The organism is Pseudomonas sp. XK-1, assembly GCF_038069885.1.
In the GTDB taxonomy this organism is placed as follows: domain Bacteria; phylum Pseudomonadota; class Gammaproteobacteria; order Pseudomonadales; family Pseudomonadaceae; genus Aquipseudomonas.
This window is the reverse complement of the sequence record NZ_JBBPES010000010.1, coordinates 1-15,008: the sequence shown is the minus strand read 5'-3', so window position 1 is coordinate 15,008 and position 15,008 is coordinate 1. Positions and strand designations below refer to the sequence as shown.

The 15,008-nt window shown below is 64.7% G+C and carries 12 protein-coding genes; 10 read left to right on the top strand and 2 right to left on the bottom strand.

The window, feature by feature from the left end; translation table 11 throughout:
* Positions 1-64 precede the first annotated feature (64 nt).
* Together WMW70_RS21180 and WMW70_RS21175 are read right to left on the bottom strand one after the other, a co-directional pair.
* A complete protein-coding gene (locus WMW70_RS21180) occupies positions 65-2,911 on the bottom strand; it encodes an AMP-binding protein (RefSeq protein ID WP_341439449.1) in 2,847 nt (948 codons plus the stop codon).
* Between the two features lie 219 nt (positions 2,912-3,130).
* A complete protein-coding gene (locus WMW70_RS21175) occupies positions 3,131-3,673 on the bottom strand; it encodes an Hsp20/alpha crystallin family protein (RefSeq protein WP_341439448.1) in 543 nt (180 codons plus the stop codon).
* A gap of 184 nt (positions 3,674-3,857) precedes the next feature.
* Between WMW70_RS21175 and fdhF the strand changes: the two genes are divergently transcribed.
* The 10 genes from fdhF to WMW70_RS21125 all read left to right on the top strand — a co-directional run bounded on the left by fdhF (position 3,858) and on the right by WMW70_RS21125 (position 14,193).
* Positions 3,858-5,954 (top strand): formate dehydrogenase subunit alpha, encoded by a 2,097-nt coding sequence (fdhF, locus tag WMW70_RS21170; protein ID WP_341439447.1) that lies wholly within the window; start codon positions 3,858-3,860, stop codon positions 5,952-5,954.
* Positions 5,938-6,960, top strand: a complete 1,023-nt coding sequence (locus tag WMW70_RS21165; RefSeq protein WP_341439446.1) for a 4Fe-4S dicluster domain-containing protein — start codon at positions 5,938-5,940, stop codon at positions 6,958-6,960. Before fdhF ends, WMW70_RS21165 begins: the two co-directional genes overlap by 17 nt.
* A complete protein-coding gene (locus WMW70_RS21160; RefSeq protein ID WP_341439445.1) occupies positions 6,957-7,796 on the top strand; it encodes an FAD/NAD(P)-binding protein in 840 nt (279 codons plus the stop codon). Before WMW70_RS21165 ends, WMW70_RS21160 begins: the two co-directional genes overlap by 4 nt.
* A gap of 23 nt (positions 7,797-7,819) precedes the next feature.
* Positions 7,820-9,580 carry an acetate--CoA ligase gene (acsA, locus tag WMW70_RS21155; protein ID WP_341439444.1) on the top strand — a complete coding sequence of 587 codons (1,761 nt, stop codon included), beginning with the start codon at positions 7,820-7,822 and terminating at the stop codon, positions 9,578-9,580.
* Complete coding sequence (gene pdhA, locus WMW70_RS21150) at positions 9,577-10,563, top strand: pyruvate dehydrogenase (acetyl-transferring) E1 component subunit alpha (RefSeq protein ID WP_341439443.1); 987 nt, start codon at positions 9,577-9,579, stop codon at positions 10,561-10,563. Before acsA ends, pdhA begins: the two co-directional genes overlap by 4 nt.
* Positions 10,560-11,534, top strand: a complete 975-nt coding sequence (locus tag WMW70_RS21145; protein ID WP_341439442.1) for an alpha-ketoacid dehydrogenase subunit beta — start codon at positions 10,560-10,562, stop codon at positions 11,532-11,534. Before pdhA ends, WMW70_RS21145 begins: the two co-directional genes overlap by 4 nt.
* 13 nt (positions 11,535-11,547) lie before the next feature.
* On the top strand, positions 11,548-12,693 hold the full coding sequence (locus WMW70_RS21140) for a dihydrolipoamide acetyltransferase family protein (RefSeq protein WP_341439440.1): 1,146 nt from the start codon (positions 11,548-11,550) through the stop codon (positions 12,691-12,693).
* A gap of 10 nt (positions 12,694-12,703) precedes the next feature.
* On the top strand, positions 12,704-12,946 hold the full coding sequence (locus WMW70_RS21135; RefSeq protein WP_341439439.1) for an acyl carrier protein: 243 nt from the start codon (positions 12,704-12,706) through the stop codon (positions 12,944-12,946).
* A gap of 144 nt (positions 12,947-13,090) precedes the next feature.
* Complete coding sequence (locus WMW70_RS21130) at positions 13,091-13,660, top strand: YeeE/YedE thiosulfate transporter family protein (RefSeq protein WP_341439590.1); 570 nt, start codon at positions 13,091-13,093, stop codon at positions 13,658-13,660.
* 2 nt (positions 13,661-13,662) lie between these two features.
* On the top strand, positions 13,663-14,193 hold the full coding sequence (locus WMW70_RS21125) for a YeeE/YedE thiosulfate transporter family protein (RefSeq protein WP_341439438.1): 531 nt from the start codon (positions 13,663-13,665) through the stop codon (positions 14,191-14,193).
* Positions 14,194-15,008 lie beyond the last annotated feature (815 nt).

The following is a 15,008-nucleotide window of genomic DNA, read 5'->3' as shown; positions in this document are numbered from 1 at the left end:
CCGGCTATGCGTGTTTAAGGGCTGCGGCTATAAGAATGTCGGCACATGCCGGCGCGGATGTCCGTCAGGCTTCGGTAGTGGCGAGGGCCAGTGCGATGGCCCTGCGCGCACGATCACGCAGTTGCACTGCGGCGGCGAAAGGTTCCAGCTGTGGATTCACCTCCAGCGGTTCGCCGATCCGCACGGTCACCAGCGCCCGGCGTGGCCACCAGTGATTGTCCGCGAGCAGCTGCCGGGTACCTGCCAGGCTTACCGGCAGCACCGGCACCCCGGCATTGGCCGCGGCGAGAAAGCCGCCGAGGTGAAAGGGCAGCAGGCCAGGGGCCTCGACAAAGGTGCCTTCGGGGAACAGCAGCAGGGGCCGCCCGGCCTGTACCTGCGCGGTCATTTGCTGGGCGTCGGCGACACTTCGCCTTGGGTCGAAGCGCTCGACAAAGGCTACGCCCAGGCGTCTTAGAAACGGCCCGGCGAGCCACTGGCGTTGCAGTTCACGCTTGGCTACGAAGCTCAGCGGCCGTTCCATAGCCGCGATCAGCACCAGGCCATCCAGATAGCTGGCGTGGTTGCTGACCAGCACGTAGCGGGTATCGCCCGCTAGCCGAGCCAGTCCCTGCACTTTCAGTCGCAGGCCCGCCAGGCGCAACAACAGGCGGGCGGCTTTGTGGCAGAAACGCCAGGCCAGAGGCTGACTCGGCAGCAGCAGGGTGATAAGCCAGACACCGGGGGCCAGCAGCCAGAACAGGCACTGGGCACGGAGTCCAAACAACGCGTCTGCCAGCAGGCTCAGGCCGTGACGCAGGCGCAGCAGCATGGCACCTGCAGTCAGCCGCAACCACTGCGCTCGCACGCTGGTATTCGCCCGGTTAAGCCCCCCCTGTTCTACCAGGGCACGGCAGGCCGAACGCCGCACCTTGCCGCTGGAGGTCTTGAGTACCGTATGTGGAGGTACTAGAAGGATTTCGTCCGCGGGCTCGCCAATGGCCGTTACCACGGCGCGCGCCACTGTTTCGCGCAGGGCGCGGGTGTCCTGGCCTTGCCCTGGTCTGGCTTCGGCCAGCACCACCAGGCGCTCGGTACCGCTGCGCGGATCGTGCATGCCGAACACCGCAACGCAGCCTCTGCGTACCCCCGGGACCTGACCCACCGCGTCCTCTATTTCCTGCGGATACAGGTTGCGGCCGCCGCGGATCACGATGTCCTTGACCCGTCCGGTGACGAAGACATCGCCCTCGGCGAGATAGGCCCGGTCACCCGTGTCCAGCCACTCGCCCTGACTGTCGCCGAACAGCCGTGCCGTCAGTTCGGGTGCGTGCCAGTAGCCGCTGGTGGCCGAAGGCCCGCGAAACTCCAGCTTTCCCTCGACGCGCTCGGGGCGTGCGTTGCCAGCGTCGTCGACGATGCGAATCTCATGGCCGGGCAGCGCTCGCCCACAGGCCACGAAACGCAGCGCTGTGCTCTGCGTGCTGGGCACCGCGTGGCCCTTCTGCTCAAAGGCATCTCGTTCGATGTGATCGATACGCGGGCCACGTCCGAGCGGGGGGAACAGCAGGCCAACCGAAGCCTCGGCCAGCCCGTACACTGGCGTCATGGCCGTGGGGCGCAGGCCGCAAGTGGCGAAACGCTGGGTAAAGCGCGTCACCGTGTCCGCGCTCACGGCTTCGGCCCCGTTGAAGGCGAGGCGCCAGCGGCTGAGGTCCAGCCCGACCAGCGCGGCGTCGTCGATCCGGTTCAGGCACAGCTCGTAGGCGAAGTTGGGGCCGGCCGACAGCGTGCCGCCGTATTGCGAGATGGCCTCCAGCCAGCGCCTGGGCCTACCCAGAAAGGCCAGTGGCGACATGACCACCAGCCGGAAACCCAGGGTGAAACTACCTAGCCAGGCACCGATAAGCCCCATGTCGTGGTACAGCGGCAGCCAACTGACGAACACATCGTCGCTCGAGGCCTCAATGCTGGTGGCCATGGCCCGGATGTTGGCCAGTAGGTTGGCATGGGTGAGGGCGACGCCCTTGGGCTGCCCCGTGCTGCCCGAGGTGTACTGGATAAAGGCGACGTCTTCTGCCCTGACCGCCACGGCAGAAAACTCCTGCCCCTGGCCAGCAGCGAGCAGCTGCGCGGGGGTGCGGATCGTCCGCAGACCAGGCACCCGGGCTTGCAGCAGGCGGGACACCTGTATCGCCTCTGGCACACTGACCAGCAAGCTGGCCCCCGCGTTAGCCAGAATGCCGGTGTGCCGGCGTACATGGTCCTCAAGTTGGGACGGTCTCGCCGGCGGGTAGATCGGTACCGGAATGCCACCGGCACGCAATATGCCTAGATAGGTGAAGAAGTACTCGGGCGAGGTCGGCAGCATGATGGCTACCGTCTGCCCCTGCTGCAGACCGCAGCGTTGTAGGCCGGTCGCCAGCGCGACCGAGGATTCATGCAGCAGGCGGTAGCTGAGCGGAGTTTCGTTCTGCTCGGCCAGGCAGACAATCTGTACCTGGTCCGGGTGGGCCGCGACATGCTCGTCGAGCACTTCGAGCAGGGTACTGGCCAGGCTCGGCCACCTGCTGCCCGGAGGCGAAGGCGTTACCTCTTCTGCGCTTCGCCGGCGTAGCGCCGGGTATTCGCGCGATGGGCGTACGCGCGCCCGTTGCAATGCCTGCCAGAGGTCGGCCACGGTCTCGGCGGTTTCCAGGGTGTCTTCCGGCAGGCCCAGGCCGGTGGCTGCTTCGATGCGCAGCAGCAGCTCCATGCGGCTCAGGCTGTCAAAGCCAAGATCACGGTCGAGCGAGCTGGTCAGGGCGACGTCCATAGCCCCCGCGGCCTCTTCCGGATGGAGGTCCTGTTGTACCCGGGCGACCAACTGACACAGTTCGCCTTCGTTCCAGACCGCCGGATATGAATGGGAGAAGGTGTCCGGACTATTCATGCACCTGCCTCTACGCGTGGCCGGTGTCCTGCGATGGCCAAGGCCCGTGGGTCAGCCACGGGGAACCGGTTGCTCGCACGGACTGCCGAATCATTATCGTACAACCCGCGGCAAGCGGCTCTTCAACTCATGGGGTTGTCTGGGCGATCCCCTGCCGGTCGCGTCACAAAGGAAGGCCCCTGGCCGTCAATGGCAGGGGCCAATGCATTGGACTGCCGCTCAGCTTGTTTTGACCGGGATGACTTTCTCCGGCTTGATCGCCTCGGGGCTCTTTGGCATGGATACCGTCAGTACGCCCTTGGCGAAGCTGGCATCGATCTTCTCGGCATCTATGCCCTTGGGTAGGCGGAAGATCCGTTCGAAGGAACCATAGTGACGTTCGGACAGGTAGTAGTCCTTCTTCTTCTCTTCGATGTTTTCGCGCTTCTCGCCCTTGATCACCAGATTGCCGTTCGACAGTTTGATCTCGATATCCTTCTCGTCCAGGCCAGGCAGCTCGGCGGTGATCTCGAAGCTCTTTTCCTTTTCGGCGATATCCACCGCCGGGACGCCGCGCAGGCTCAGCTCACGCCGCCAGAACGGCTCGACGTCGAAAACCCGGCGTCCGAATGGCAGATGCAGTGGGTTGCGGGTGAATTCCTCAAACAGATGATCCACTTGTTGCCGCAGGCTGTCGAACCGATGCCAGGGTTCCAGGGCAGCAGCACTCTTGTCGGCCGGCTCGTCACGGGTTACCGGCATCTTCTTTGCGGTGCTAACCATTATTCATCCCTCCAATCAGTGTGTCCGATAGTGGACAGGTTTAATTTTGCGCCGTCGCTGGTGGGCTACTTTGATCTTGATCAAACAGTGACCAGGAGCCTCATCGGCATTTTTTGATCTTTATCAAATGTGGCATCCGGCGCGCGGCCTAGCCTGAACCAACGGATAGAGTCAGGAGTTGGCAATGCGCGTAATTCCGAGCATCTGCACATTCTGCGGGGTCGGCTGCGGCATCGGTCTGCGGGTGGAGAACGGCCGGGTTATTGGCGTCGAACCGCAGCTGGGGCACCCGGTCAGTCAGGGGCAATTGTGTTCCAAGGGCTGGTCCAGCAGCTTCGCCATCGACTCGGCCAATCGCCTGACCGACCCGTTGATCAAGGAGCACGGACGCTTTCGTCGAGCGAGCTGGGACGAAGCGCTGGAACTGGTCGCCGAGGCGTTTCGCACGGCGCTGGACGAGGTGGGGCCGCAAAGCGTGGGGGTGATCAGTTGCGCCCGCGCCAGCAACGAGGATAACTACGCCGCGCAGAAATTCGCCCGTGCGGTGCTCGGCACCCACAACATCGACCACTGCGCGCGCATCTGTCACAGCCCGTCGGTGGCCGGCCTGGCGCGCACCCTGGGCTCCGGGGCGATGACCAACAGTATCGCCGACATCGACGAGGCCGAGTTGATACTGGTGATCGGTGCCGACGTCACCGAGAACCACGCGATGATCGGCGCACGCATCCTGCGCGCCCAGGCCCGCGGTGCCACGCTGATCGTCGTCGATCCGCGCAAGACCCGCCTGGCGCGCCTGGCCGATATCCACCTGCAACTGCGCCTGGGCAGCAATATCGCCCTGCTCAACGGCCTGCTGCAGATCATCCTGGCCAACGGCTGGGAGAACCGCGCCTTCCTCGCGGCCCGCTGTGAGGACATCCAGCCACTGCGTCAGCACCTGGCCGGGCTGAGTGTGGAGCAGACCAGTACCCAGACCGGCATATCCGTGGCCGAACTGGAACAGGTGGCCTACCTGTTCAGCCATGCCAAGAGCGCCTTTACCGCCTATGGCATGGGCATCACCCAGTTCCAGAGTGGGACCAACAACGTGATCGCAGTGTCCAACCTGGCCCTGGCCTGCGGTCAGGTTGGCCGTCCGGGCACCGGCATCAACCCGCTACGCGGGCAGAACAATGTTCAGGGTGCCTGCGACATGGGTTGCCTGCCGAATGTCTATCCCGGCTATCAGGATGCCGCCGACGCGGAGGTCCGGGCCAAGTTCGCTGCGGCCTGGGGACGGCCGCAGCCGGTGCATCCCGGCTTGACTTCCCTGGGCATGACCAAGGCGGCGCTGGCCGGCGAGTTGCGCGCCCTGATGATCATGGGGGAGGAGCCGGTGCTTACCGACCCGGACCAGGGCCATGTGGCCCGCGCCCTGACGGCGCTGGACTTCCTGGTGGTGGTGGAGTTGACCCTGACCGAGACGGCCAAGTTCGCTGACGTGGTACTGCCGGCGGCGTCCTTCGCCGAGAAGCACGGCACCTTCACCAACTGCGAACGTCGGGTGCAGCGTGTGCGCCAGGCCATCGCGCCACCCGCTATGGCGCGCTGCGACTGGCAGATCCTCGGCGAGCTGGCCGCGCGCCTGGGCTACCCGGGTATGGCCTGGAGCGATGCCGAAGCGGTGTTCGACGAGATGGCTGGGTTGACGCCGATCTATTCCGGCATGACCTACGCGGCGCTGGACCGCCAGCACGGCCTGCAATGGCCGTGCGATGTCGAGCACCCGCACGGTTCGCCGCTGCTGCATGGCCAGGGTTTTCCCATCGGTCGCGGGCGGCTGCTGCCGGTGAGTCAGGTCGAGCCCGACGAATGCCCGGACGCCGACTACCCATTCGCTTTCACCACCCACCGTCTGCATTTCCACTACGGCGGCGGTTCGATGACCCGCAAGTCGCCGCTGCTTGAACGCGAGACCCCGGCCGCGCTGCTGTTCATGCACCCGGACGATGGGGCAACCCTGGGCCTGCGCGATCAACAGGCGGTGGCGGTGCGCTCACGCCGCGGTTACCTGGAAACCCGCGTGCACCTGACCGATGACGTGCCTCCCGGGACTCTGGGCATGCCCTATCACTTCCGTGAAGCGCCCTGCAACAGGCTGACCAACGATGCCCAGGATCCGGTCAGCAAGATGCCGGAATTGAAAGCCTGTGCGGTGGCGGTAGAGCCGCTGCCGCTGGGCCGCACGCCACGGATGCAGGCCGGTGTCCTGGAGGTGAGCGATGATGCAAGCGTTTAGCCTGGACCGTCCCGAGCGGTTGCGCGCCCATCTGGCACTCGATCGCGCGCTCTACGAAGTACGTGCTGACGGGCAGGGCGGCACACACTGGCAACATGTCAGCGCTAAAGATCTAGGCGCGTTTGAACACGCGGTCGAGCCACCGCCGTTTTCCGCCAAGAGCTTCTTCTTCGCCGAGCGCGAGTTGCTGTTCCGTTTCGACGGCGGCCGATTCTACTCGGCGATGCCGGAGGTGACCCCACAGGTGTTGTTCGGCGTGCATGCCTGCGACCTGGTCGCGGTCGCCTACCAGGATCGCTTTTTCGCCGCCGACCCGCATTACCAGGCGCGGCGGCGGGCCACTCTGCTGGTCGGGGTCGACTGCCTGCAAAGCTGCCAGGGTGGTTTCTGCAGCCTGCTCGATAGTGGACCGGCGGTGCATGCCGATAGCGCCGACCTGATTCTCCTGCCGCGTGGCGACGAGGCCAGCGACTGGTTGCTGCTGGTCGCCTCCGAGGCCGGTCGCAACGCCTTGCATGGACTCAGGCTGCCGCCGGCCGAGTGTGACTGGCAGGCCGAGCGAGTCGCCAACAGCCACTGCGTGGCGGCCGAGCAGGGCGAACAGCAAGAGGTGTCTGCCGGGATAGTGGCACTCAACAACGACAGCATCGCTGATACCGTTTGGGACGCATTAGGGCTGCGTTGCCTGGGGTGTTCGGGGTGCACTTCGGTCTGCCCGACCTGCTCCTGTTTCGCGCCATTGGATCGGCCGAGCGGTCAGGATGGCGTGCAGCGCGAGCGGGTCTGGGACTCCTGCCTGTACGAAGGCTTTCAGCGCGAGGCCAGCGGTCACAACCCAAGCGCCGGTCCGGGGCAGCGGGTGCAGCGCTTCTGGACGCACAAGTTCGGCGACGCTTTCAAGGAGCGCTTCGAACGCTACGGTTGCGTTGGCTGCGGCCGTTGCGATCGAGTCTGCCCCGGTGGTATCGGCGTGCACGGCGTGATGCACAAGGTGAGTTTGCGATGAATGACTCGACCCCGCGCAGGCTACTGTTGCTCGATCACTATGCCGATGGCGAGGATGCCCGCCACTTCAGCTTGCGCATCGATCTGCCGCTGGCCGCCGACCTGGCCGTGATTCCCGGGCAATTCTTTATGCTGAGTGTGCCTGGCGTGGGCGAGGCACCTTTCACCTATGTCAGCCTGCCGGATCGCAGTGGCCGGTTCACCGCCCTGATTCGCCGTATGGGTACGCTGACCGAGGCCCTGTTCGCACAGCCCGTGGGTGCCGTGCTGGGTTACCGCGGCCCGTTCGGCAAAGGCTGGCCGCTGTTTTTCAGCGCTAAGCGGGTACTCGTGGTGGCTGGCGGTTGCGGCCTGGCCCCGTTGGCCGGGGTGATTGACGAAGCCATCAGTCATTACCTGCCGCAGCGGTTGAGCCTGATTTATGGTGCACGCAATGCCGATGCCCAGGTGCTGCGCCGCGAGCGTGCTGAGTGGCAGCAGCGGCTGCCCATGATCGAAACCCTGGATGAAGCACCAGTGGGAATGCGCCAGGGATCGCCGTTGCAGCATTTCGGCGAATTCTTCGCCGCGACGCCGCCCGATGCAGTGCTCTGCTGCGGGCCGGAACCCTTGATGCTGGCGACTGCCGAGGCGTGCCTGAAGCGCGGCTTGAGCCGCGACAAGGTGTGGCTCTCGCTGGAACGGCGGATGCACTGCGCGGACGGCCTGTGTGGGCACTGCTATCTCGGCCCCAGCTACGTCTGTCAGGACGGGCCTACCTACCGCTACGACCGCTTCCTGCAGCTGCAGAGCCGATACTCCGCACGGCCCGGGCTACAGGACCACAATTTCTGCTGACCTATCGCCGCCGAGGGTTCCCCATGCGTCCAGCGATCATCCGTAAACCCGCCGAACAGCCGGTCACGCCCAACTGGGACGACAGCGCCGAGGCCCGTGCCGCTTTCTCCTGGCAGGAGCAGGCTGGTGAACTGAGTGGCTTGCCCGGCGGCGGGCTGAACCTGGGCTTCGAGGCGGTCGACCGGCACGCCCAGGGACCCCGTAGGCAACATGTCGCCCTGCGCATTCTCGATCGCAACGGCGGCCGCTGCGACATCAGCTACGCCCGCTTGAGCAGCCTGAGCAACCGTTTCGCCAACGTGCTCAAGGGCCTCGGTGTGCAACCCGGGGATCGCCTGTTTGTCCTCTGCGGACGCGGCCTGGAGCTGTACCTCGGGGTACTCGGCGCGCTCAAGTACGGCTGCGTGGTCTCGCCGCTGTTCTCCGCTTTCGGCCCGGAGCCGATCGAGACCCGGCTACGCATCGGCGAGGGCAGCGTGCTGCTGACCAGCGAGGCCCTGTACCGACGCAAGGTGGCGGGCATCCGCGAGCGTTTGCCACATCTCAGGCATGTGCTGCTGTACGAGGAGAATGGTGAAGCGATCGTGCCCCCGCAGGGCACCCTGAACATGCCGCAGCTGCTGGCCGAGGCAGAGGAAAACTTCGCCATCGCCCCGACCACAGCCGACACGCCTTCGTTGCTGCACTTCACCAGTGGCACCACCGGTACGCCGAAAGGCGCGCTGCATGTACACGGCGCGGCGCTGACCCACCTGGTCACCGGCAAGTACGCCCTCGACCTGCATCCGGACGACATCTATTGGTGCAGCGCCGATCCTGGCTGGGTCACCGGCACTTCCTATGGCATCCTCGCGCCGCTGTTGCTTGGCGTCACCAGCGTGGTCGACAACGGCGAGTTCGATGCCGAGCGGTGGTATAGCATCCTCGAGAGGCAGCGGGTCAGCGTCTGGTATACCGCGCCCACGGCCATCCGCATGCTGATTAAGGCCGGCGCGGAGCTGGCGCATCGTCACCGCTTCCCTCAGCTGCGCTTTATCGCCAGCGTCGGCGAGCCGCTCAACCCGGAGGCTGTGTGGTGGGGCCAGGACGTGCTCGGACTGCCGATCCACGATAACTGGTGGCAGACCGAGACCGGCGGCATCATGCTCGCCAACACCCTGGCCATGCCGATCAAGCCCGGCTCTATGGGCAAGCCACTGCCGGGCGTCGAGGCGGCCATCGTGTCTCGTGACGAGCAGGGTGGGCTGGTTCTGTTGGACGACGAGGCGGTCGGCGAACTGGCCCTCAAGCAGCCCTGGCCGGCTCTGTTTCGTGGTTACCTCGGCCAGGAGGAGCGCTATCGGCGCTGCTTTGTCGGCGACTGGTACCTGAGTGGCGACCTGGCCCGCCGCGATGCCGATGGTTATTACTGGTTCGTCGGCCGCAGCGACGACGTAATCAAGTCCGCCGGCCACCTGATCGGCCCGTTCGAGGTGGAAAGCGTGCTGATGGAGCACCCGGCAGTGGCCGAGGCGGCGGTGATCGGCATGCCCGACGAGTTGCTCGGCGAAACGGTCAAGGCCTTCATCACCCTGAAGAGTGGCGTCGAACCCAGTGCGGCGTTGCACGACGAACTGCTCGGTCATGGGCGCAAGCGCCTGGGGGCGGCAGTGGCACCCAAATCCCTGACTTTTATGGCGGATCTGCCGCACACCCGTAGCGGCAAGCTGATGCGCCGCCTGCTCAAGGCGCGCGAGCTGGGCCTGCCGGAGGGCGATACCTCGACCCTGGAGAACCCGACATGAGCGCGCCACTGCCTTTTCCGCGCGAGTTGGCCCTGCGCCTGCTGCACGATATGGTGCGCATCCGCCGCCTGGAGGAGCGCGCCGCCGAGTTGTATGGCGAAGGCAAGATCCGTGGCTTCCTGCATCTGTATATCGGTGAGGAGGCGGTTGCGGTGGGGGCCCTGCATGCCCTGGCACCGGACGATGCAGTGGTAGCCACCTACCGCGAGCATGGCCACGCGCTGATCCAGGGCGTCTCCATGCAGGCGATCATGGCGGAGATGTACGGCAAGCAGGAGGGGTGCTCGCGCGGGCGCGGCGGCTCCATGCACCTGTTCGACGCCGCCACCCGCTTCTTCGGCGGCAATGCCATCGTCGCCGGCGGTTTGCCGTTGGCGGTAGGTCTGGCCCTGGCTGAACGCATGCAGGGCGGCTCACGTATCGCCGCCTGTTTCTTTGGCGAGGGTGCGATGGCCGAGGGGGCCTTCCATGAGGCGCTCAACCTGGCGGCGTTGTGGCGCTTGCCGGTGCTGTTCTGTTGCGAGAACAACCTGTATGCCATGGGTACGGCCCTGGAACGCTCCGAGTCGCAGACCGACCTGTGCGCCAAGGCGGCCTCCTACAAGGTGCCAGCCCAGGCGGTGGACGGCATGGACGTGGTGGCGGTGCAGCAGGCCACGGCGGCGGCGGTGCAGCAGGTACGTGGCGGAGGGGGGCCCTTCTTCCTCGAATTCAAAACCTACCGCTTCCGCGCCCATTCGATGTTCGACCCTGAGCTGTACCGCGACAAGGCCGAGGTGGCCAAGTGGAAGGAGCGCGGGCCGATTCACAACTACAGCGCCCGGCTAAAGGCCCTGGGGCTGCTGGACGAGGCTGGCTTCCTGGCGCTGGCCGCCGATGTGGACGCAGAGGTGGAGGCGGCAGTGGCCTTCGCCGAGGCTGGCAGCCTGGAGCCGGTCGACGACCTGCTGCGCGATGTTCATACCCCGGAGGACGCGTCATGAGTACGCGTACGACCTACCGCGAGGCGCTGCGCGAAGCCCTGCGCGAGGCCCTGCAGCGCGACCCTCGGGTGTTTCTGATGGGCGAGGATGTCGGTCGCTACGGCGGGACCTACGCGGTGTCCAAAGGCCTGCTGGAGGCGTTCGGGCCTGAGCGTATCCGCGATACGCCGCTGTCAGAACTGGGCTTCGTCGGTGCCGGCATCGGTGCGGCGTTGGGCGGCATGCGGCCGATCGTCGAGGTGATGACGGTGAACTTCAGCCTGCTCGCCCTCGACCCGCTGATCAATACCGCGGCAACCCTGCGGCACATGTCCGGCGGCCAGTTCTCCGTGCCTCTGGTGCTGCGCATGGCCACTGGTGCCGGACGTCAGCTGGCGGCGCAACATTCGCACAGCCTGGAAGGCTGGTACGCGCACATCCCCGGGCTGAAAATTCTCGCCCCGGCGACCCTGGAAGATGCCCGTGGCATGCTCTGGCCAGCGCTGCAAGACCCCGATCCGGTGCTGATCTTCGAGCACGCCCAGCTGTACAACCTGGACGGTGAGCTGGAGGAGGGCGTGGTGGTGGACATCCGCAGCGCACGGGTGCGCCGCGCGGGCAGCGACCTGACCCTGGTCGCCTACGGCGGCACCCTGGGCAAGGCCTTGGCCGCCGCCGAGCAGCTGGCCGGCGAGGGCATCAATGCCGAGGTGATCGACCTGCGCGTGCTGCGGCCGCTGGACGACGCGACGCTGCTCGCCTCGGTGTGCAAGACCCGCCGCCTGCTGGTGGTGGACGAGGGCTGGCGCAGCGGCAGCCTGGCCGCCGAGATAATCGCGCGCGTCAGCGAGCAGGCTTTCTTCGAGCTGGACGCGCCACCGGCCAGGGTGTGCAGTGCCGAATTACCGATCCCCTACGCCAAACATCTGGAAGAGGCGGCATTGCCGCAGGTGCCGGCGATAGTGGCGGTGGCGAGGACAATCTGTCGATAGCAGGAGTAGGGCGATGATCGAGTTCAAACTGCCGTCTCTCGGTTCCGACATGGAGGAGGGCACCCTGCTGGAGTGGAAGGTGCAGCCGGGGGAGAGGGTTACGCGCGGCCAGGTGATCGCCGTGGTGGATACCGCCAAGGCTGCTGTGGATGTGGAGTGTTGGCAGGAGGGTGAAGTCTTCGAGCTGCTGATCGAGCCCGGCACCAAGATCCCAGTAGGCACGCCCATGGTCAGCCTATTGGAGCCCGGCGAGCGTCCTGAAAATGTGCAACACACAGCACCTAGCCCGGCGCAACCTGTACCCCAGGCACCCGACGTAATGAAAGGCGCGCCAGTGCTTGCCGCCGCGACCCGGCCGCGCATCTCCCCTGCTGCACGAAAGCGGGCTGCCGAGCTGGGACTGGATGCCGGCACCCTGAGCGGCAGCGGTCCCCATGGTGTGGTCAGCCTGGAAGACGTCGAGGCGGCTGCCGCAGCCGCCCCCCCGGTGGATCGCCATGCCCTGATGCGCCAGGCAATTGCCGCCGCCATGAGCCGTTCCAAACGCGAAATTCCGCATTACTACCTGGGCGAGACCATCGCCGTGGGCAAGCTGATGGCCTGGTTGCAGGCACACAATGCCGAATTGCCCCCGGAGCAGCGCCTGCTACCCGCAGTGGCGCTGCTCAAGGCGGTGGCCCTGGCGCTACGTGAATATCCGCAGTTCAACGGCTTCTGGCAGGGCGGCACCTTGCAGCCCGCACCGGGCATTCACCTGGGCGTGGCCATCTCGTTGCGCCAGGGAGGTCTGATTGCCCCAGCGCTGCATGACGTCGACGACAAGCCGCTGCCGCGGTTGATGAGTGAGTTTTCAGATCTGGTGCAGCGGGCTCGCAGCGGCTCCCTGCGCAGTTCGGAGCTGAGCGATGGCGGCCTCACCGTCACCCAGCTGGGCGAGCAGGGCGTGGATAGCGTGTTTGGCGTCATCTACCCACCGCAGGTGGCGCTGGTCGGTTTCGGTGCCATAGCCGAGCGGCCTTGGGTGGAGGATGGCCAACTCTGCGTGCGGCCAGTGGTGGTCGCCAGTCTGGCCGCCGACCATCGGGCCAGCGATGGCCACCAGGGTGCGCGCTTCCTAGCTGCGATTCGCCGACTATTGCAAAAGCCCGAATCGCTCTGAGGAGGTTCCGATGGACGCAACAGAGATTCGCCGCCAAGTGCTCGAAGAGCTGCAGCGTATAGCCCCGGAGGTCGAGGCGGACCTGCTGCGCGGCGACCGACCGCTACGCAACGAAGTGGACCTGGACTCGATGGACTGGCTGCGCCTGCTCGGCGCGCTGCACAAGCGTCTGGGCGTGAACATCCCCGAGGCCGACTACCAGCGGCTGGACAGCCTGGATGCGATAGTCGAGTACTTGGGCACCCGTTGCTGAGCTCCCGGAAAGGCTCGCGCGATCAATTCAGCGTCGCCGGCTCTGCCGTTGTCCAGGGCTCAGTTTTGATGCAGATCAAGTCGCGGCACCAAGAGCGGGTGCAGGCTGGTAATTACTGGCTCGATCATTCTTTATGCCATAGGCCTGCCTCAGGCCGGTCAGCATCGGGAGGTACTCATGAAAATGCGTAGCGCGGATGGCGGCTGGAGTCCTTACCTGGCAGGAGCGCTGCTCGGCCTGCTGGCCATTCTCTCCGTGTATGCCACCACCGAGTGGCTGGGCAAGAGCAATTATCTGGGTGCCTCGACCACCTTCGTGCGCGCCGCCGGCCTGGTCGAGCAGCAGTTGGTCCCGGAGCATGTGGCGGCGAATGTTTACTTCACTAAAGAGAAGGTGCGTATCGACTGGCAGTTCATGCTGGTTGGCGGCATCTTTCTCGGCGCGTTGATCGGCTCGCTGAGCGACAAGAGCTTCAAGCTTGAGGCGGTTCCGCCCATCTGGCGAGAGCGCTTTGGCCCTTCTGTCGGTCGTCGTGCCGCCGCCGCGATACTCGGTGGGGTAGTTGCGATGTTCGGTGCCCGGCTGGCAGATGGCTGCCCAAGCGGCCATGGCCTGAGCGGCATGATGCAGCTTTCGGTCAGCGCCTTCGTCGCCCTGGCGCTGTTCTTCAGCATCGGCGTACTGGTCGCCGGCCTGGTCTATGGCAGGAGATGAAGATGACTATCGAACACTGGCTGGGTCTGGTCACCGGTATCCTGTTTGGCTTCCTGCTGCAGAAGGGGCGCGTGCTGCGTTTCGAGAAGCAGCTAGGCGCGCTGCTGCTTAAGGACATGACCATCTTCAAGTTCATGCTGTCGGCCATCGTCGTCGGCATGGTCGGGATCAACCTGCTGGCGGAGTTCGGCGTTGTGACCCTCAGCCATAAGTCGATGAACCTCGGTGCCGTGTTGATCGGCGGCGCGCTGTTCGGTATCGGCTGGGCACTGATGGGTTACTGCCCCGGCACTTCGGTCGGCGCGCTGGGGGAGGGGCGCTGGCACGCGCTGTTCGCCATCCTCGGCATGCTGCTGGGCGCGGCGCTGTATGCGGAGGCCTATCCCAGGCTGCAGACCACCCTGCTGGCCTGGAAGGATTACGGCAAGATCGGCCTGCCGCAGACCCTGGGAATCTCGACCTGGCTGTTGGTTGCGCTATTTGGTATCTCGGTCCTGCTACTGTTCCGCTGGTTCGAGCGCAAGGGGCTCTGAGAGGCTGACAGAAGATCTCCTGCCTATTACCTCCGCAGCGGTAGATCTGATCGAGAGGGAAATCGTGTTTCCCAGTGCCCTGTTGGTAGCAACGCAGTTCCTTATTGCTTTTGTCCAGGGGCCAGCAGTGTGGCATCCGTGGCGACCTACTGACTGGGTACAGGGACTTTTGCGGGAAATCGTTGAAAGTAGTCCCACATCGTTGGGCGTCGATTGCAGCGAGCGCCATTGTTTAGCAGTTTTAAATCAATGCTCTATGAGCGACATGCATAGATGGGGTGCTAGGCGGCGAGTGTTCGAATCACTCCGTCCCGACCATATTAAGTCAATGAGAAAGCCTGGTTCGGAAGCGACCGGGTTTTTATGTGTGCAATTTACCTCGCTCATTGCCTTGTCTATAGAGGTTGGTTGCGCTGGGTGCAGTCTCCCGGCGCGGTGATGCTTTCCGTCTGCATGAGCAGGTGTTAATAAGTCTTGACCTGGCTCAGCTTGCCCCTATAATGCGCACCTCTTCCGGCGCAGGTCTCTCGGAAAACTTATTTTAAAACAATAAGTTAGCTTTAAAAGAGAGGTTGCAAAGCAGCGAAAGCTGTGTAGAATGCGCCGGGCTGACAGGGTGGTGGTTTGATCCTGTTGGTGGCTTCGATCAGGTAGATCGGTAGCGGTTGAAGAGGTGGTTGACAGCGGTTTGAAACGCTGTAGAATTCGCCTCCCGCTAACGAGAAGCTGGATGTTGGTCGGGGATGCAAGTAGTTGAGTAGAAAGAACTTCTTCGGAAAGAACTTCGAAAAACAGCTTGACGCAAGATGAGGCTG